This is a genomic window from Pseudomonas sp. TMW22080 (genome assembly GCF_022496745.1).
In the GTDB taxonomy this organism is placed as follows: Bacteria; Pseudomonadota; Gammaproteobacteria; order Pseudomonadales; family Pseudomonadaceae; genus Aquipseudomonas; species Aquipseudomonas bubulae.
On the sequence record NZ_SCFF01000003.1, the window covers coordinates 623,597 to 643,225 of the forward strand.

The 19,629-nt window shown below is 58.8% G+C and carries 15 protein-coding genes; 5 read left to right on the forward strand and 10 right to left on the reverse strand.

Translation table 11 applies throughout. The annotated features are described in order from the left end of the window. The first annotated feature begins 119 nt into the window (after positions 1–119). A complete protein-coding gene (locus tag EQV96_RS13165; protein ID WP_095018390.1) occupies positions 120–1,349 on the forward strand; it encodes an MFS transporter in 1,230 nt (409 codons plus the stop codon). Positions 1,350–1,451: 102 nt separating this feature from the next. Here the strand turns inward: EQV96_RS13165 and EQV96_RS13170 are convergent, their stop codons facing one another. Beyond that, positions 1,452–1,889 (reverse strand): DUF4879 domain-containing protein, encoded by a 438-nt coding sequence (locus EQV96_RS13170; RefSeq protein WP_094999373.1) that lies wholly within the window; start codon positions 1,887–1,889, stop codon positions 1,452–1,454. Between the two features lie 210 nt (positions 1,890–2,099). Between EQV96_RS13170 and EQV96_RS13175 the strand changes: the two genes are divergently transcribed. Together EQV96_RS13175 and trmA are read left to right on the forward strand one after the other, a co-directional pair. After that, on the forward strand, positions 2,100–3,395 hold the full coding sequence (locus EQV96_RS13175) for an NCS2 family permease (RefSeq protein WP_094999374.1): 1,296 nt from the start codon (positions 2,100–2,102) through the stop codon (positions 3,393–3,395). Further along, positions 3,392–4,480 carry a tRNA (uridine(54)-C5)-methyltransferase TrmA gene (gene trmA, locus EQV96_RS13180; RefSeq protein ID WP_240882103.1) on the forward strand — a complete coding sequence of 363 codons (1,089 nt, stop codon included), beginning with the start codon at positions 3,392–3,394 and terminating at the stop codon, positions 4,478–4,480. Before EQV96_RS13175 ends, trmA begins: the two co-directional genes overlap by 4 nt. A 118-nt stretch (positions 4,481–4,598) precedes the next feature. On the opposite strand, the gene EQV96_RS13185 is transcribed toward trmA, so the two are convergent. From EQV96_RS13185 to quiC, 9 genes are all read right to left on the reverse strand, one after another. Further along, positions 4,599–5,918, reverse strand: coding sequence for a TolC family outer membrane protein (locus EQV96_RS13185; RefSeq protein WP_240882104.1), 1,320 nt, complete (start codon positions 5,916–5,918; stop codon positions 4,599–4,601). After that, positions 5,915–7,243 (reverse strand): HlyD family type I secretion periplasmic adaptor subunit, encoded by a 1,329-nt coding sequence (locus EQV96_RS13190; RefSeq protein WP_130871832.1) that lies wholly within the window; start codon positions 7,241–7,243, stop codon positions 5,915–5,917. The genes EQV96_RS13185 and EQV96_RS13190 overlap by 4 nt, the downstream gene beginning before the upstream one ends. Then, positions 7,240–8,985 carry a type I secretion system permease/ATPase gene (locus tag EQV96_RS13195; protein WP_095023432.1) on the reverse strand — a complete coding sequence of 582 codons (1,746 nt, stop codon included), beginning with the start codon at positions 8,983–8,985 and terminating at the stop codon, positions 7,240–7,242. Before EQV96_RS13195 ends, EQV96_RS13190 begins: the two co-directional genes overlap by 4 nt. Positions 8,986–9,134: 149 nt before the next feature. Further along, positions 9,135–9,764, reverse strand: a complete 630-nt coding sequence (locus EQV96_RS13200; protein ID WP_016779349.1) for a heme acquisition protein HasA — start codon at positions 9,762–9,764, stop codon at positions 9,135–9,137. A 106-nt stretch (positions 9,765–9,870) separates the two neighbouring features. Beyond that, positions 9,871–12,651: a TonB-dependent receptor gene (locus EQV96_RS13205; protein WP_094999380.1), complete on the reverse strand. Its 2,781-nt coding sequence runs from the start codon at positions 12,649–12,651 to the stop codon at positions 9,871–9,873. A 128-nt stretch (positions 12,652–12,779) separates the two neighbouring features. Continuing rightward, positions 12,780–13,781, reverse strand: coding sequence for a FecR family protein (locus EQV96_RS13210; RefSeq protein ID WP_218722795.1), 1,002 nt, complete (start codon positions 13,779–13,781; stop codon positions 12,780–12,782). Positions 13,782–13,867: 86 nt separating this feature from the next. Continuing rightward, positions 13,868–14,374 carry an RNA polymerase sigma factor gene (locus EQV96_RS13215; protein ID WP_095018398.1) on the reverse strand — a complete coding sequence of 169 codons (507 nt, stop codon included), beginning with the start codon at positions 14,372–14,374 and terminating at the stop codon, positions 13,868–13,870. Positions 14,375–14,477: 103 nt separating this feature from the next. Beyond that, on the reverse strand, positions 14,478–15,155 hold the full coding sequence (locus tag EQV96_RS13220) for a TetR/AcrR family transcriptional regulator (protein ID WP_095021298.1): 678 nt from the start codon (positions 15,153–15,155) through the stop codon (positions 14,478–14,480). Between the two features lie 67 nt (positions 15,156–15,222). After that, positions 15,223–17,133, reverse strand: a complete 1,911-nt coding sequence (gene quiC, locus EQV96_RS13225) for a 3-dehydroshikimate dehydratase QuiC (RefSeq protein WP_218722775.1) — start codon at positions 17,131–17,133, stop codon at positions 15,223–15,225. Positions 17,134–17,377: 244 nt separating this feature from the next. On the opposite strand from quiC, the gene EQV96_RS13230 reads away from it, so the two are divergent. Together EQV96_RS13230 and EQV96_RS13235 are read left to right on the forward strand one after the other, a co-directional pair. Next, on the forward strand, positions 17,378–18,706 hold the full coding sequence (locus EQV96_RS13230) for an MFS transporter (RefSeq protein WP_094999385.1): 1,329 nt from the start codon (positions 17,378–17,380) through the stop codon (positions 18,704–18,706). 23 nt (positions 18,707–18,729) lie between these two features. Then, on the forward strand, positions 18,730–19,614 hold the full coding sequence (locus EQV96_RS13235; RefSeq protein ID WP_094999386.1) for a DMT family transporter: 885 nt from the start codon (positions 18,730–18,732) through the stop codon (positions 19,612–19,614). Positions 19,615–19,629 lie beyond the last annotated feature (15 nt).

The window sequence follows — 19,629 nt, forward strand, 5'->3', positions numbered from 1 at the left end:
GCAGGGAATCGCAGAAATCCCTTATCAGGCTCCCGGAGATCATGATGTTTTGAGTCATTATTTGTTACAAAACAGTGATAATCTCGGCCTCCCCCAACCCTTCAGCACGATCCTCCCACATGACCAGCCAGCCCCTTCTGCTACGCCATCACCGACCCTTTGTGGCCTTCTGGTTTGCCCGCATCTTCACCGCCAGTGCATTTCAGATGCTGACAGTGGCCATCGGCTGGAACCTTTATCAGCTCACCGGCAACGTGATGGACCTGGGTTGGGTGGGCTTGATCGAGTTCGCTCCACGCCTGCTGTTCATGCTGCACACCGGGCATGTGGCCGACCGCTATGACCGCCGCAGGGTGGCCGCCGTGTGCCAGTCACTGCAGGCGATGATTGCCCTGACACTGGCCATTAGCAGTGCCAGCGACCATATCACCCGGGAAATGATCTTTATCCTCGCGTTTTTGCTCGGCGCGGCCCGCTCCTTCGAAATGCCTGCCACCCAGGCGCTGCTACCTTCCATCGTGCCAGTTGAACTGTTTCCCCGGGCCGTGGCGGCGGCACAAGCGGCACAGCAATCGGCCACCATCGTCGCACCGGCGTTTGGCGGCCTGTTGTATGCCTTTGGCAGCGTGTGGGTGTATGGCCCGAGCGTGGCGCTGTACCTGATTGCGGCACTGCTGATGAGCAACCTGCCAGCCCGTCAGTTGCCGTTGAACAAGGCCAAGGCCACGCTGGACTCATTGCTGGCGGGCATTCGTTTTATTCGCAGTCGCCCGGACGTGCTGGGCGCTATCTCCCTGGACCTGTTTGCCGTGCTGCTGGGCGGGGCCACGGCGCTGCTGCCGGTGTTTGCCAAGGATATTCTGCTGACCGGCCCCTGGGGTCTGGGCATGTTGCGTTCGGCACCGGCGATCGGCGCCTTGCTGATGTCACTGTGGTTGGCCAGATTCCCGGTGGAGCGCAAGGTGGGGCGCGTGATGTTCACCGCTGTGGGGGTCTTCGGCGTTGCCACCATCGCCTTCGGCCTGTCGACCTCGTTCTGGTTTTCATTGGCGGTACTGGTGGTACTCGGCGCGGCGGACATGATCAGCATGGTGATTCGCGCCTCGTTTGTGCAACTGGAGACCCCGGACGAGATGCGTGGCCGGGTGAGCGCGGTTAACGGTCTGTTTATCGGCGCGTCCAACCAGTTGGGGGAGTTTGAATCCGGGGCCACGGCTCACTGGCTGGGCACAGTGCCTGCTGTCGTGCTGGGCGGCGTCGGTACGCTGATTGTTACCGGGCTGTGGATAAAACTGTTCCCGGGGCTGGCCAATCGGGACCGGATGGTGGAAGAGCGCAATACCCTCTAGATATTCTGTTCCCGATCAAGCCCTTCCGTGGGAGCGAGCCTGCTCGCGAAAAGCGTTCGCGAGCAGGCTCGCTCCCACGGCGGAGGTTTTCTGTAGCCGCTGCTACCTTATATATAGCTTCACACCCAGCCGATTGTGCGGCGGTACCAGCGAACTGTTACTGAACTCGAACCAGCCACCGTTCTTGTTACCCAGATCAAAGGTGTACAAGTGCCCCACGGTGGTGCCTGAACCGTTACAGGCCACCAGCCCCTCGCCCTGATTGCATACCGGCGCCCGTACGCCATCCACTTCCTGGCCGTCCAGAGTCACATTGGGCTGGCCGCCGTAACCGCGTTCCAGCACATAGACCTTGATATGGGGGCCGTTATGGTCGCAGCGGGTCTGCTCGCGACCATCGGACACATCCTCCACCGCACAGGAAACAGACGCTACCTTGAGGATCTCGACAGTGCTCAAAGGCATGGCAGGCGCAGCGCTGACAGCGGCACTTATAAAGAGGCCAAAACAGGCTGAAACAGGTTTGATGAAGTGCTTCATGGGTCCCTCCGAAAACTGGCACGCAGTATGCCTGCCACATCAAGGTTATAAAACATGGCCTCGCAAGGTAACCAAAGCAGCCATATCCACGAGCTGCTGGTATGATGCGCGGCTTTTTCCGACAGACAGAAAATCTTCAGGCGGTCCGCGTCTGTGCTTTGCTGTTGAAAACGATTTAATCACGGCGCATTTGGCGCCACGGGGACTGGCATGCTGGAAAGGCTGTTTCAACTCAAAGCACACAACACCAATGTGCGTACCGAGATACTTGCGGGTATCACCACCTTCCTGGCGATGGCCTATATCCTGTTCGTAAACCCGAGCATCCTCGGTGAAACGGGCATGGACAAGGGCGCCGTGTTTGTTGCCACCTGTCTGGCGGCCGCCATCGGTTCAGCCACCATGGGCATTATCGCCAACTACCCGATTGCACTGGCACCGGGCATGGGCCTGAACGCCTTTTTCACCTACACCGTGGTGCTGCACCTTGGCCATACCTGGCAGGTCGCGCTGGGCGCAGTGTTTATCTCGGCAGTGCTGTTCTTCCTGCTGTCGATCTTTCGCATCCGCGAATGGATCATCAACAGCATCCCGCTACCGCTGCGCTCGGCCATTGCCGCCGGTATCGGCCTGTTCCTGGCGCTGATCGCCCTGGGCAACGCCGGTATCGTGGTTGCCAACAAGGCTACCCTGGTAGGTATGGGCGATCTGGCTCAGCCAAAAGTGATCCTCGCCTCCCTGGGCTTTGCCCTGATCGTGGCCCTTGAAGCGATGAAAGTGCGCGGGGCGGTGCTGATTGGCATCCTGGCCGTGACCATTGCCTCGATTGCCATGGGCGTGACCGATTTCGGTGGTGTCGTGTCGATGCCGCCCTCCCTGGCTCCGACCTTCCTGCAGCTGGATATCAAAGGCGCGCTGGATATCGGCCTGATCAGCGTGATCTTTGCCTTCCTGTTTGTTGACCTGTTCGACAACTCCGGCACCCTGATCGGCGTTGCCAAGCGCGCCGGGCTGATGGGCAAGGACGGCCACATGCCGAAAATGGGCCGCGCCCTGATCGCCGACAGCACCGCGGCCATGGCCGGTTCGCTGCTGGGCACTTCGACCACCACCAGCTACATCGAGTCGGCAGCGGGCGTGAGCGCCGGTGGCCGTACCGGCCTGACCGCCATTGTGGTTGGCATCATGTTCCTGCTGGCGCTGTTCTTCTCGCCATTGGCGGCCAGCGTTCCAGCTTTCGCCACCGCGCCTGCGCTGATGTTCGTGGCCGTACTGATGATGAGCGGCCTGGCAGAAATCGAATGGGACGACGTAACTGTCGCCGCCCCGGTGGTAATCACCGCCCTGGCCATGCCGTTCACCTACTCCATCGCCAACGGCATCGCCTTCGGCTTTATTTCCTGGACCGTGATCAAGCTGCTGTCGGGCCGCGCCCGCGAGTTGAATGCACCGCTGATCATTTTGTCGGTTCTGTTTGTGGTCAAGCTGGGTTGGTTTAACGCATGAGTGCCTTGCCGTTTGATTCTGCTACCTACGCCGTTGAGCTTGAAGCCAAGGCCAACCGTCTGCGTGAGCTGCTGGCGCCCTTCGATGCGCCTGAGCCGCAGGTGTTCGACTCGCCGCTCAAGCACTTTCGCCTGCGGGCCGAGTTCCGTCTGTGGCGCGAGGGTGGTGAGCGTCACTACGCCATGTTTGCCCAGGACGACAAGCGCACACCGATCCTGATCGAAGACTTCCCGATCGCCAGCCTGCGCATCAACCAACTGATGCCCCAGCTCAAGGCTGCCTGGCAAGCCAGTTCGGCCCTGAGCCACAAGTTGTTCCAGGTGGAGTTCCAGACCACCCTGGCCGGCGATGCAATGGTCACCTTGTGCTATCACCGCCCGCTGGACGAGCACTGGCAAACCGCCGCCGAGCAGTTGGCCAAAGACCTGGGTATCAGCGTGATCGGTCGCTCCAAGGGCAAACGTGTTGTGATTGGCCGCGATCATGTAGTCGAGAAGCTGGAAGTGGCAGGCCGCACCTTCACGTATCAACAGCCTGAAGGCGCGTTCACCCAGCCAAACGGTACGGTCAACCAGAAGATGCTCAATTGGGCATACGACGCACTGGGCGAGCGTTCGGATGATCTGCTGGAGCTGTATTGCGGCAACGGCAACTTCACCCTGCCGCTGGCTACCCGTGTGCGTAAGGTACTTGCCACCGAAATCAGCAAGACGTCGGTATACGCCGCGTTGAACAACCTGCGCGACAACGCTGTGGATAACGTCACGCTGGTACGCTTGTCGGCCGAAGAGCTGACCGAAGCCCTGAACGAAGTACGTCCGTTCCGTCGCTTGCAGGGCATCGATCTGAAAAGCTACGAGTTCGGCAGCGTCTTCGTCGACCCGCCTCGCGCGGGCATGGACCCGGACACCTGTGAGCTGACCCGCCGTTTCGACAACATCCTGTATATCTCGTGCAACCCGGCGACATTGGCCGAGAATATCTCCCAACTGCACGATACTCACCGTATCGAGCGCTGCGCGGTATTTGACCAGTTTCCGTGGACGCACCATATGGAATCGGGTGTGTTGCTGGTTCGTCGGTAAACACAGGTTCTGATACACCGTGTCGACCGAATCGCGAGCAAGCCCGCTCCCACAGGATCAGCGCAATACCTGTGGGAGCGGGCTTGCCCGCGATGGTAACGCCGCAATATGGCCATGTTTAATGGGCCCGAAAATACCCTGCCACCTGCCGTAAATCCCCTTCGTTTAATACCCCCGCGTAATACCTGAGCTGTACCCGTGCCAATAAATACGCATAGCGTGCCTCGGCCAGATCCCGCTTGGCACTGAACAACTGCTGCTCGGCATCCAGCACATCCAGATTGACCCGCTCGCCGCCACTCACGCTTTTCTGCGTCGCCTGCACCAGGGCACCGGCGGACTCCACCGCCATTTCATAGGCCCGCACCTTGGCCGCGGCACTGCTATTGAGGTTGTACTGCTTGCGCAGATCCACCAGCGTGCTGGCTGTTTGCGCGTCCAGTTCATACTGGGCCTGGGACAATTGCCGCGCGGCCTGGCGGGTCGATGCCGACACCGATCCCCCCGCAAACAACGGCACGGTGAGCTGAATGCCGACACTGTTGGTGTCGTATTTCTGGTTATAGGTACTTTCGGAGTCAGAACTGGTCTGACGGCTGCTGGCATACAAGCTGAGTTTGGGTAAGTGCCCGGCCCGCTTGCGCTCCACCTCGTACTCAGCCGAGGTCAGCGCATGCTGCTGCGAGGCCAGTTCCGGGTTATTGGCCAGGGCCAGTTCGCGCCAGCTTTCAAAGCGCTGCGGCTCCAGCGGCGCAATCACAAAGTGCGCCGCCAGCGGGGCCAGCTGCTCGATCTGCAACGGCTCCCCAAGCATCGCCTCCAGCTCCCGCAGGGCAGCGTCCTGATTGTCTTGCGCCTCGATTTCTTCGGCCACCGCCATGCTCAGGCGTGCCTGGGTTTCCAGCACATCGGTGCGGGTCCCTTCCCCCCCTTTAAGGAGCCGCTGGTTAAGTTGCAAACGTTCGGCAAAAGCACGCTTTTGCGCACGGCTCAGTTCAATGCGCTCCTGTGCCAGCAAGGCCTGGCTATAGGCATTAAGCAGCTGCACCGCCAGATACTGGCTTTTGCTGCGAAAGCGTTCATCAGAAAACAACGCCTGCGCCGCGCCCTGGCGGAATCGTGCGTAGGCTTCGTAGTCCAGCAGTGGTTGCTGCAAGGTCAAGGTTGCCGCATAACTGCGGTAGTCGCGATCGGTCCGGGTGCTGGCCTGGGTGACTTCAGACTCGTTGCGTGAGTTGTTGTAGTTCCACGACAGGGTCGGCAGCAACGCGGAGCGGCCAAGGGCGCGGTTCTCCTCACCGGCGGCACGCTCTTCGATGGCGGCCTGGAAGGTCGGGTCATTGCGCACGGCCAGATCGTAGGCGTCCAGCAACCCCAATGCCTGCACCGGCCCCGTGCACACCATCAATAATCCACATACAAACTGGCGCACGGTCATTCTTCCACCAATGCCATGTGAGTACGGTCGAGCAGCGGTTTGAACAGGTAATTGAGCATCGAGCGCTCGCCCGTGCGCACAAATGCCTCAACCGGCATGCCCGGGCGAATCTGCAACCCTGCCAACTGGGCCATGCCTGCTTCAGTGACCTGGGCACGCAGTGTGTAATACGGCTCGTCCGTGCGTTCATCGACCTGGCGATCCGCCGACACCAGCATCACTTCCCCCGCCACCCGCGGCGTGGTGCTCTGGCTAAAGGCCGAAAACATCAGCTCCACCGGCAACCCGGCGTGCACCTTGTCGGCCAGCTCGACCGGCACCCGGGCCTCGACCAGCAGGGGCTCGCCCTGGGGCACGATTTCCATCAGCGCCTGACCGGGCTTGATCACCCCACCTTCGGTAAACACATCCAGGCCCACCACAATCCCGGCCACCGGCGCACGCAGCTGGCTGTTGGCCAGTTCAAACTCGGCCGACGCCAGCCGATTGCGCAGGTCTTCAGTGCGAACCCGGGTATCGGCCAGTTGCGTACGAACTTCCTTTTGATACTCCTCGGCCAGTTGCCGAATTTTCAGACGCATCTCCAGTACTTGTCGCTGCAATTGGCCGATGCGACCGTAGTCTTCACTGATCGAACCCAGCACCTGGGCGTACACCCGCTCGCTGTCCAACAGGCGATTGCGCGGGATATAGCCTTCACGGGCCAGCTCACGCAAACCTTGTAACTGCTCGGCCAGGGCCGTGCGCTGCAGCACCTTGCTGGCCTGGGAGTCACGTACCCCACGCAACTGCGCCTCGGCGCCCGCGATGCTTTCATCGATACCCTGCTGATCCAGCAGCAATGCCTGACGCCGGCTATCGAACAATTGCCGTTGCAAAGCCAGATTGGACGCCACCTCCGGCTCGCTCGCCAATGCCGTCAACTCGGTGGGAAAGCTCACACTGGCCACACCGTCGCGCTCGGCATTAAGCCGCGCTTCACTGGCCAGCGAGCCATAAAACTGGCTGCGCAAGGATTGGGCCTGACCCAGCAGCGGGGTTTCCTTCAAGCGAATCAGTACCTGGCCTGCGACCACCTTGTCGCCGTCGCGCACATCGATGCGCTCAACAATCCCGCCGCTGGGGTGTTGCACCACTTTGCGATGGCCCGAAACCATCACCTTGCCCGACACCGCAACGCCCTTATCCAGCGGTGCCAATGCGGCCCAGCCGAGAAATCCGAGAAAGCCGCCGAGCATCAACAACCAGCCCAGGCGCGCATATCGGGTGTCATCCAGTTGCAGCACATTGCTGTCGCCAACGGCCTTGGCATTTAACTGCGTCATGCCTTGTTCGCCTCTGCCGTACCGAGCCGGTAGCTCACGTTCATCGCCGGCTTGGGCGCCGCAGGTTTAGCTGCAGCGGGCGCGCCGAGCACCTTGGCCGTGGGGCCAAAGGCTTGTAGCTGGCCTTCGCGCAGGATCAACAGTTGGTCGGTGAGGGTCAGCACATTGGGTTTGTGGGTGATCAAAATCAGGGTTCGCTTGTGCTGTTTGAGCTGGGTAATGGCCTGCAACAAGGCCTGCTCCCCGGCTTCATCGAGGTTGGAGTTGGGTTCGTCGAGCACGATCACCGCAGGCAGACCGTACAGCGCGCGGGCCAGGCCGATGCGCTGCTTCTGCCCGCCGGACAAACCAGCGCCACCCTCGCCCAGGCGCGTTTCATAACCGTCGGGCAATTGCAGAATCAGCTGATGCACACCCGCCAGTTGCGCGGCGGCCAGTACCTTGTCGGCATCCACCTCGGCAAAGCGTGCGATGTTTTGCGCGATGGTGCCGGCAAACAGCTGAATGTCCTGGGGCAAATAACCCAAGTGCGGGCCAAGCTGGTGTTTGTCCCACTGCGACAGCTCGGCACCGTCCAGCCGCACCTTGCCCGCCAGCGGCTGCCATACGCCGATCAGCAGCCGGGCCAGGGTTGACTTGCCGCAACCAGAAGGCCCGATCACCCCCAGCACCTGCCCGGCCGGCAGGGTAAAACTCAGGTTGGCCAGGGTGGCGCGACGGGTGCCGGGCGCACTGGCGCTCAATTGCTCCACCGCCAGCTCGCCCCGTGGCGCGGGCAAAGCCATGCGTTGCGCCCGAGCCGGATAGCTGTGCAGCAAGGCTTCGAGACGCTGATAGGCCAGCCGCGCCGAACTCCACTGTTTCCACACGCCGATCAACTGATCGATGGGGCTCAACACCCGGCCCATCAGAATGGAGCCGGCAATCATCATCCCGGCCGTGATCTGCCCCTGCACCGCCAGCAAGGCACCGAGGCCAAGCACCAGGGATTGCAGGGCCAGGCGCACGCCCTTGGACCAGGCACTGACGGTGGCGGTTTTTTCGCTGGCCAGATTCTGCTGCGCCAAAAAGGCCGTGTGCTGCGCCAGCCAACGCCCGCGCAAGGTGTCGAGCATGCCCATGGCTTCAATGGCCTCGGCATTGCGCAGATGCGCGCTGGCCTGCTGGGTGGCCTGCACCGACAACTCGCTGGCGGCCTTGAGCGGCGCTTGGGAAACGCGCTGATTGACCCATGCCAGAATCATCAACAGTACCGCGCCGCCCAGGGCCAACAGCCCCAGCCAGGGGCTGAACATAAAGATCACAAACAGATACACCGGAAACCACGGCGCGTCGAAAAACGCGAACAGCGCATTGCCCGTCGCGAACTGGCGCAGGCTGGTGAGGTCATTCAACGCCTGCGCTGCTGCCGGGCTGCCGGTGCGCAATTGCGCCTCGAAAGCGGCGTCGTAGACGCGCTGATTCAAGCGCATGTCCATCTGCGTGCCGAGGCGGATCACCACCTGGCTACGCACCCACTCCAACGCCCCCATCAGGCCAAACAGGCCGAGGATCATCAGCGTCAGCATCAACAGGGTCATTTGATTGCCCGATGCCAACACCCGGTCATAGACCTGCAGCATGTACAGGGCCGGGGCCAGCATCAGTAAATTGATCACGGCCGAGAACAGGCCGATATTGAAAAAAGCACGTTTGTAGGCCGTCAAGGCAGCCAGCATCTCGTTGGCTTTGGGCCGGGTCATGGAAAGATTCCGAGGATATGGGCCGAAAACCCTGTGGGAGCTGGCTTGCCTGCGATGCTAGCGGCGCGGTCTGACTGCCAGACCATGCCGATGCCATCGCGGGCAAGCCCGGCTCCCACAGGATTGGAGTTCACTGAGGTGGGCGGGAGTTACGCCGCCAGTGCCCAGTCCTGAGCCACATCCAGCACACCAATCAGGCTGATATCAGCCGCCAGCGGTGCATCGGCGTGAGCCAGGCCAGCTGCCGCCAGTTGGTCGAAGGTTGAATCGGTGCTCAGGCCGAACCCGCTCAGCAGGTTGTTGAGCACGCCTTCCAGACCCGATACGTCGCCTTTCATCAGGCCGTAGATCACGTCCTGAACAGCGTTGCCAGCACGGCCGGCATCGCTGGCGGCAGACAGGTCGAGGCCGTTGAAGGAGACGGTGTAGTCGCCCAGGCCAAACGCGCTACCCGAGCCGCCAGTCAGCACTTCACCCAAACTCACGCTGTCCAGTTCACCCCACAGGTAGTGGTTCATGTTGTCGCCAGCAGAGACTTTAGGGTCATACACATAATGCAGGCCATTGTTGGTATCGCTTCCTGCGATAAAGGCGTAGTCCGACTTATTGGCACCATGCGTCGCATACTGCTCACCATCTTGAGCGCTAACACCACTGTTGAAACCACCGGTATTACTTAGACCGTGACCCGCAGTTTTAAAACCTTGAGCCCAGTCGCTGAGTACGTCACCAATCGAATCAGAACCAATAAACGAGCTGTAGTTAATCGAAATAGTCATGACTTGAGTTTCTTCCTTAGATAGTTTCAGTGAAGTGGCGTACAGCGATGCACGCCTTTGCTCACAACGAGCAATCTTTTATATAACGAAGCAAACAGTCCGTTATTTAGAATTTATATTCGAGCATGCCGCTCAATGTCCGACCGCGCGCCATGCTCAAGTTGCTGGCATCTCCCATGGCCACAAAGTAGGCTTCGTCGGTAGCGTTCTCTAACGACAAGGTAATATTCAACGTGTTCGTCGGCCAGTAACTTGCATACAGGTCGTACACGCTGTATTTAGGCCAGAGTGCTTGCTCTATACCGTTGTAACTCCACTCATTCAAGCTCGCGTCATTACCAGGGCTGTAGCGCAAGCGTATCCCAGTGTCCAGGCGCCGCTCAAGAAAACGAGCTCCGACCGTTAGAGACCCTCGATCTGCGGGTATATGCGCCGCATTACCCATGATAGCCCCGCAAGTGATTGCGTTGTTTCTGTCAGGGTCATCGAGCCATTCAGAGACTCGAGTATTGGTGTAGCCAATCGTGCCATTAGGCCGGGTATAGGGCACTTTGATTATCTTAATAACCTCACCCCTTTTTTTGGCCCCACCCATATAGAATTCATTTGAGCAAAAGTCATTACTGCCAATCATATGCGTATAACTCAGATTGGTATACAACCGCCCCATGTCGTAGTTCAACTGATATTCGACACCTCGAAAACGGGTCTCAGCCAGGTTATTCACATATGCCGAACGACCCGGCGTGGAAATGTCGTCCGAACCTGGTAGAGAGACGCCATAATTTAAAAACGAGAAGTTCTTGATGTTGTTATCAAAGTAAGCAACTTTCACCCCGAGCCGATCATTATTAAAGAACAGGGATTCTTTAAAGATATTTAACCCGAACTCCCATTCCTGGTTTTCCTCAGCTTTCAGGTATGGATTGGGGTAAACCCGCTCCGGCGCATTCCCCCCATGGGGCCGCCCGGTCATAAACACCTCAGTCACCGCCGGCGGGCGCCAGCCCTGACCCCACCGCCCATAAAACTGCAACCAGTCAACTCCGGGTTTTACCCCTATACCAAACGTCGGAGAAAACTTGCCTTCTTCACGATCGGAATCATAGAAATAAACATTTCTTACAGAACTCCCCGATGTCATCACCTCGCCACCATTCTCCCCTGGAGTGACTGGCGCTTGCCATAAGCTCATGCCTGTCTTGCCTTCCAGACGATAGCGGTCATAACGCAACCCGGCATCCAGCGTCAGCCAATAGCTGTACTGGTAGTGCAGGTTATTGAACAGGCTGGCCATGGTACGTTTACCTTCCGGGTCAGCACCCTCAACCCAGGGCAGATCGGTCTCATTCTCTGCAGGCACCAGATTGTTCTTGGACTTAAAGATGTCCTGATAACTCTCCAGGCCATAGTTCCAGCTCAGTTGCCCGTAGTTGTTGAAGTCAAACCGGGACGTGTTTTCTACCTGAAAGCCCCATGTACTGGTGCGAAACTCATCTTCGTAACCATCAAATGCATTACCACTATCAGCCGACGCTTTGTGGGGGGCATTACGTCGATCAAGCTGCGTATTGACGTAATAAAGTTTACTTTTGAAGTCGATCAGCTCGTTATCCGGGTTGTAGCTGTAGTCCAGCGCCAGGTTGCCGGTATTGATATTGCTTTTACCGGTACGAACATAGTCATAACCATCCTTCGTCGCATTGAGGTTGGTCCATGCGTCAGCGCTATCGCTGTCGGTTTCCAGGTAAGTGAACTGCGCTCGCTGGTCGTTGGGCAGGTTCAGCCCGAACTTGACCATCTGCGAACGGGTCACACTGCCGGTATCGCCTACTTCACTGGACAGCCAGTCTTTCCAGGCTTCGCGATATTTGTTCTTGCTGAGAATATTTACGCCCAGGTTATCGGCGTTTTGCCGACCGGTACGGTAGTCACCAAAATGGCGTTCGCTATAAGCGACCAAAACATCGCCAAGATCATTGCCAAATGCGAAGACGCCACCGCCATTGAAATAGGTGCCATTACCCAATTTACCGATACCGCTGCCAGCCCGGATGCGCCCGCCGTACTCTTTGCCGTCTTTCAGGAACTCGCTGGCTTGCAGGGTGTTAAAGCTGGCAATGCCTCCCAATACGCCAGCACCGCCCATACCGGACTGGGCACCTTTGTCGATTTCAACGCTGGAGACCATTTCCGGGTCGATCAGCATCACGCCATTGCGTTGCTGGTGGCCGTTGACATTGAAGTTCTGGCGCATGCCGTCAACGTTCATGTTGACCCGGCCATAGTCCTGAATCCCGCGGATATTGACCGACAGGCCCTGGTCACGCTGGTTGACGGCGGTGTACACGCCCGCGGTTTCTTCAAGCATGTCAGCGGCATGACGGGGGGCACGCTTGTTGATTTGCTCACGGGTAATGACAGCGACGGAGGATGGGGTCTGGTACACCCAATCCGCAGTATTACCCTCACTGGCCGTCACCGATGTGGTGCCCAGGGCCAGGGCGCCGTTGTGTTCGCCGCTGACGCGGGTCAGGGTGATCTGGCGTTCGCCGGTAAAGCGATACTCCACCGGGTTGTTGCCCAGCAAGCGCGCCAGGCCTTCCTGTACGCCAAGGTCACCGTTCAGCGCTACGGAGTTCAGGCCGCGCAGCATCTGGCTGTCAAACAGCACTTGCAGGCCGGCCTGCTCGGCAAATATCAGTACGGCCTTGTCCAGCGGCTGGGCCGGAATATGGAAAGCAATAAATTCTTGCTGAACGGCGCTGCTGATCTTATTTGCGGCCTGCACCGGCATTTGCGCCGCCAACAGGGCGAAAATCCCGACATGAACTGCAAAGGCTAACCGACTTGCGGATTGCACCCCTTTGCGCTGACTACCCATCATTTTTATTTTCCCCAGGCTTACGAGCTGCTTTGCGAATGAATCTCAATAGCAAGACGTAAGATGGGGGAAAAGTCAGTAAAGGTTTTTGCGATTAATTTTCAAAAAGCGCTGCAGAGCTTTGTGGTGGCTCAATACACCAGGCTCACGCCCGCCAGTTCGACGCGCTGCACCTGCAACTCCCGGGTGAGGGTGTGCAGGGCGCTGTCGAGCATTTCGAGGCGGAATACGCCGCTGACCTGTCGACTGGCCAGGGCCGGGTTGGCCAAGATGATCTGGCCGGGGCGATAGCGGTTGAGCTGTTTGATCACATGGCCCAATGGCTGGTGATCAAATACCAGCACGCCACGGCGCCAGCTGGTGGCTGCGCTCAAGTCGAAACCGGGCAGTTTTTCTACACCCTGCGCTGCGCTGTAGCGGGCGCTCTGGCCCTCCTCAAGGGTTTGCTGCGCTGCGCCTTGGGCCGGCGGCGTTTGCAGGCTCACGGCAACGCTGTGTTGCAGCACGCCGACCCACGCCTGATCGCGGCTTTCGCGGCCCACCACAAATTGCGTGCCCAGCGCCCGGGTACGCCCGCCCGCGCTTTGCACCACAAAAGGTCGTGTTTCAGCTTCGCCCATCGGGGCGACATCAAACACCGCCGAACCCGCCAGCAGGCTGATGCGCCGCTCTCCAGTGTCGTAGTCGATGCTGATGGCACTGGAGGCATCCAGCTCCACTGAGCTGCCGTCGTCGAGCTGAACCGTACGGATTTCTCCCGCACCTGTGCGGTAGTCGGCCTGCATCTGTATCAGTACCGTCGGGCCGCTGACCCAGCCAACTGCGACTACCAACGACAGCACTGCCGCACGCCCGATCCAGCGCAACGGGCGTCGACGGCGGGTCACTGGCGCGGGTCGGGCTTCTGCTGGTCGATGGCGATGGGCAACAGGCCGCGGCTCCAGCGCCAAATCCCCCAGCGCTGCCCAGGTCTGCTCGGCAAAGCGCAAGGCCTCTGGATGGCGCTTATCGGCCGCCAGCCACTGCTCCAGCTGCGCCTGCGCCTCCTCGCTCAACGCACCCGCGTGCAGACGCACCGCCCACTCGGCGGCCGCTTCAGTAATGCTCTGCTGTTCGGGGCCTTGGCTCATCAGGTGTGAATCTCTATTTCTCGTTATATATAAGCAGTGACGTCTCGCCGGCTAAAACTCAGTAAGCCGTTCATCCACATATTTGAAAGTTATTTCTCGGGCTCTTGTAGACGCTGCATGACGTAAGCCAAGGCTTTCGACAGATGCTTTTGCACCGAGCTGTCGGAAATTTCAAGATGGCGCGCAACTTGAGCATGGGTCATGCCCTCGATGCGGTTGAGACGGAAGATTTCCTGGGTGCGTTCGGGCAATTCGGACAATGCCTGCTTTAGAGCCATGCGCTGTTGTTCAGCCATCGCCTGGGCCTCCAGCCCTGCCATTTCGTCTTCGATTTCGGCCAGTGCTTCATGGGGGACCGTATCGGTCTTGCGCCGGGTTTCCTGGCGGATATGATCGACCAGCAGGTTGCCAGCAATGCGATAGAGGTAACCGGGGGAGTTGTCGATGTGCTCTTTGCGGTCACGCTCGGCCATGCGCAGAAAACTTTCCTGCACCAGGTCCGCGGCCAGTTGTGGGTCTCGTACCTTGCGCGCCAGATACCCGCGCAGGGTACTGGCATGCTTGAGGAACAAGCCCTTGAGATCCGTATCCAACAAACCGACTCCCTGAGCATGAAGGAAAGGGGCCGCTATCTTACTTTTTGTCGAGAATGATTTTCAATTGGTATTGTGTTTCATTAGTACAAAGTGTGCCGCCTGTTCACGCCTGCAAATAGCGCAATACGGCATCACACATCATGTCGCGCTGACGCTGCTTGACCTGCAGATCAGAGAAGTCGACCTGGAAAATTTCACCCAGGGTGTAGCGATTCGATACCCGGTAAAAACAGAATGAGCTGACCAGCAAATGCACATCCAGCGGGTTGAGCCCGGCACGGAACACCCGTTGTTCAACGCCGCGCTGCAGGATGTTTTCAAGTGCCTGCACGATCGTGTCGTTCATGGCCTTGATGCCTTCGGAGCGCTTGATGTATTCACCCTTGTGGATATTTTCGATGCTGACGATACGCACAAAATCCGCATTCATGTCGTGGTGGTCGAAGGTGAACTCCACCAGTCGTTGAATCGCCAGAACCGGCTCAAGCTGATCCAGATTCAAGCAGCTTTCGATGCTGCGGATTTCGCCGTACAACTTCTCCAGCACCTCGACGTAGAGTTGCTCCTTGCTGGTGAAGTAGTAATAGATCATGCGCTTGGAGGTTTTAGTGCGCTCGGCAATCGCATCCACCCGCGCCCCCGCCAGGCCTTGTTCGACAAACTCGACAATGGCTTCTTGCAGGATATTTTCCCGGGTCTTTTCAGGGTTGTTCTTACGGCTTTTGCGCGGTTCGACTACCGGTGCCGTGGCGCCGGTATCGACTTCTGGAGTATTGGTCATTTAAGGCTCACGGCCAGGTTGGAGTGCCCGGGATTATGGGGCGCCCCGCCCCATGAAGGAAGTCGCCCTACAACTTTGCCTGACGCACCGCACCACTGCGTGACTTGGCCATCGCCGCCAGGCGCACCGCAACGTTCGCCGCGCCATACCCGGCATAGCCATTTTTGCGTTGCAGCAGCTCGAAGAAAAACCGCCCTTCAAACGCCTCGGTGTACACATGAAACAGCTCGCCACCCTGGGCATCGCGGTCATACAGCACGTTGAAATAAGCCAGTTTGCTCAGGAATTCGTCATCAAAATCAAAGCGCGCCGCCAGGTCGTCGTAATAATTGAGCGGGATATCCAGCAGCGGCACGCCTGCGGCTTTAGCGCGGCTGACTTCGGCGAACAGGTCGTCACACTCAAAGGCGATATGGTGCACACCCGAACCGCGATAACTCGACAGAGCATGTGAGATGGCGGTGTTTCTGTTTTCGGAAATGTTCAGCGGCAAGCGAATCGAGCTGCAACGGCTACGCAGCGCGCGGCTCTTTACCAGACCATAGGGATCGGGGAGCACCACTTCGTCATCGGCTTCGAAATCCAGCAGGCTCTTATAGAACAGTACCCAGCTGTCGAGGCTGTCGGCGGGTAATGCCATCGCCATATGATCGATGCGTTTAAGGCCGCCCTGGGGTGATGGGGCTGACGTGAGGTTGAAGTCAGATTCATACAACGGCTTGCCGGTAGCGTCTTTGTCCACCAGATAAATCAGGCTGCCATCGGGCGCACGCACTGCCGCCAGCTCCAGTTCGTTAGGGCCGACCAGCCCGCGATAAGGCTGCCCCTTGTAGGCCACGGCACGGGCCAGTGCGCTGGCACTGTCTTGCACCCGAATGGCAGTGGCACATAAAGACGGGCCGTGGGCTTCAAAAAAGTTATGAGCAAAAGAATAGGGTTCGGCGTTGAGGATCAGGTTGATATCACCCTGGCGCAGCAAGCTCACATTTTTTGAGCGGTGCTGCCCGGCCTTGCTGAAACCCAGTCGCTCGAGCCAGTGGGTCAGTTGCGCGCCCTGGCTTTCATCCACGGCAAATTCGAGAAACTCGATGCCATCGTACGAACTGGCAGCGGGCGGGGCGAACAGTGGCTCCAAGGTAGCGACCGGGGGATTTTGCAGGGCAAGCCGCTCGCGGGTTTTCTCTTCCAGATACAGCAACGAACGCAAGCCATCGGCCGCATTGGCGCGGGGCGGAGCGGCGCGAAAACCGTCGTTGAAGATCTCCAGCGACAGCGGCCCGGTGTAGCCACTTTGTATGATCGGTGCCAGGAAGCCTGGCAGATCGAACTCGCCCTGCCCCGGGAAACAGCGGAAGTGACGGCTCCACTCCAGCACATCCATCGCCAGAATCGGGGCGTCTGCCATCTGTACAAAGAAGATTTTGTCACCGGGAATCTGCGCAATGCCACTCGGGTCACCCTTGAGGGACAGGGTGTGGAAGCTGTCGAGCAATACGCCGAGGTTGGGGTGATCGACCTCGCGCACCAGGTCCCAGACCTGTTGCCAGGTGTTGACATGACGGCCCCAAGCCAGGGCTTCGTAACCAATACGCAGATTGCGCGCCCCGGCGCGCTCGGCAAGCAGGCTCAGGTCATCGAGCAGAATCTGCCGGTCACCCACCGAATCCGTTGCGGCATTGCTGCACACCAGCACCAGATCGGTGCCCAGTTCCTGCATCAGGTCAAACTTGCGTTCGGCGCGGTCGAGGTTGCGGGCCAAACGGTCGCGGCGGCAGCCTTCAAAATCACGAAACGGCTGAAACAGGCTTATTTCCAACCCCAGATCGGTACATATCTGACGCACCTCTCGGGGGCTGCCGTCATAATACAGCAGGTCGTTTTCAAAAATTTCGACCCCGTCAAAACCTGCCGCCGCAATGGCATCGAGCTTCTCCGGCAGGGTGCCGCTCAAGGAAACCGTGGCGATCGAACGCTTCATTTATAACTCCCAGGATTGGCGCAGCCTGCAGGCGACGGCATTTCTTAATGGCTTGATTATTAAGGGCGCCCTATTATTGAGCAACCAATCTGTACCAACCGGTTAGTTTTGCGTGCGATTATCGAACAATATGGCCTATCTTGAATTGACGACTTTTTGTCCACTCGCCACCATCAAGCCCGTACTCCCTGCGTCACTTGTTGTGCAACACCACATAAAAATTCCAAGAAACGGGTAAACATCCATGGTCCCTTCTCCGACTGCACGCACCACTTCTGCCCATGCTCCAAACGCAGGAATCGGTGACAAGATTCGCGGCACCCTGGCGACTGGCAAAACCCGTTGGGGCATGCTCGCACTGGTGTTTTTCGCCACCACCCTCAACTTTATCGACCGTGCTGCCCTGGGCGTAATGCAACCGATCCTGGCCAAGGAGATGAGCTGGACGGCGATGGATTACGCCAACATCAACTTCTGGTTTCAGGTGGGCTACGCCATCGGCTTCGTGCTGCAAGGCCGACTGATCGACCGTGTCGGGGTCAAGCGCGTGTTCTTCTGCGCCGTGTTGCTGTGGAGCCTGGCCACCGGCGCACATGGCCTGGCCACTTCGGCGGTGGGCTTTATGATCTGCCGCTTTATCCTCGGCATCACTGAAGCCGCCAATTACCCGGCCTGCGTAAAAACCACGCGCCTGTGGTTCCCGGCCAGCGAGCGCGCCGTGGCCAGCGGCATCTTCAACGCCGGCACCAACGTAGGCGCCATGTTCACGCCGATGATGTTGCCGCTGGTACTGCATGTGTGGGGCTGGCAGGCGGCCTTTTTGTGCATGGCAGCCTTGGGCGGTATCTGGCTGATCTTCTGGGGTTTGAAGTACTACAACCCGGAAGAGCACCCGACCGTCACCAAGGCCGAGCTGGACTACATCCAACAAGAGAAAGAGCCTGAGCAAACCACCGTCTCGTTCGGCACCATCCTCAAGATGCGCGGCACATGGGCATTCGCCTTGTCCTACGCCATGACGGCACCGGTGTTCTGGTTCTACCTGTACTGGCTGCCGCCGTTCCTGAACCAGCAATACAACCTGGGCATCAGCGTGACGCAAATGGGCATCCCGCTGATCATCATCTACATCACTGCCGATTTCGGCAGTGTGGGCGGCGGGATCCTGTCATCGGTTCTGATCAAACGCGGCATGGCGGCAGTCAAGGCGCGCCTGGTGTCGATGCTGTTGTGTGCCATCAGCATCATCGGCGTGGTCATGGCCGCAGGCTCCAGCCAGCTGTGGGTCGCCGTGGGCGCCATTGCCCTGGCCCTGGGTGCGCACCAGGCCTGGACGGCCAACGTGTGGAGCATGGTGATGGACTACACGCCCAAACATATGATGGGCACCGTGTTCGGCTTTGGCGGCATGTGCGCTGCGATCGGCGGGATGTTTATGACCCAGTTCGTGGGCTATGTGCTGACCGTCACCAACAATAATTACACCTTGCTGTTCACCATGATTCCAGCGATGTACTTCATTGCGTTAGTGTGGATGTACTTCATGGCACCGCGAAAAATCCCGCAGGTTTAGCGCATAGAACACCGAGGTATTCGATGACATTACCCACACCCCTTTCGGGGGTGAACCAACCCTTGAAGGGCATCTTGCTGATTGTGACGGCCACAGCGCTGTTCTCCAGCCACGATGCGCTGTCCAAGTACCTCAGTGGTTTTTACCCGGTGGTGATGGTGGTGTGGGCACGTTACCTGGTGCATACCGTATTGATGGCAGGGATCTTTCTGCCGCAGTCGGGGTTGCGTGTACTGCGCAGCAAACGGCCTTTGCTTCAGGTGTTGCGGGCTATCTGCCTGCTGGGCTCGGGCCTGTTCTTCACCTATGGCTTGCTGTTTATCCCGCTGGCTGAAAATACCGCGGTCAACTTTCTGGCACCGCTGCTGGTGGCGGCATTGTCCGGGCCGCTGCTGGGCGAGACGGTCACGCGCGGGCAATGGTTGGCGGTGGTGTGCGGCTTTATCGGCGTGGTCATCATCATCCACCCGGGTGGCGAACTGTTTACCCCAGCGGTGTTATTGCCGATGGCGGCGGCGTTGTGCTTTAGCTGCTATCAAATCCTCACGCGCAAGCTCAGCGCGTACGACAGCCCTACCACCAGCAACTTTTTTGCCGGGTTGTTCAATGTGCTGGTGATGAGTGCGCTGGTGCCTTTTTTCTGGCAAACGCCAACCCTGACCCACGGCCTGCAAATGCTGGCTTTGGGCAGCCTGGGCATGACTGCGCACTTGCTGCTGACCCAATCGTTTCGCGTTGCTGCACCGGCATTGCTGGCGCCATTCAGTTACTGCCAGATCGTATTCTCGGGGATATTGGGCTGGTTGCTATTTGACCACACACCAGATCTGGCCAGCCGGGTCGGTATTGCGATTATCTGTGCCAGCGGGTTGGCGGCGGCGTGGCAGCAGCGGCGCAGCCGCACATAATTCCCGTAGCAGCTG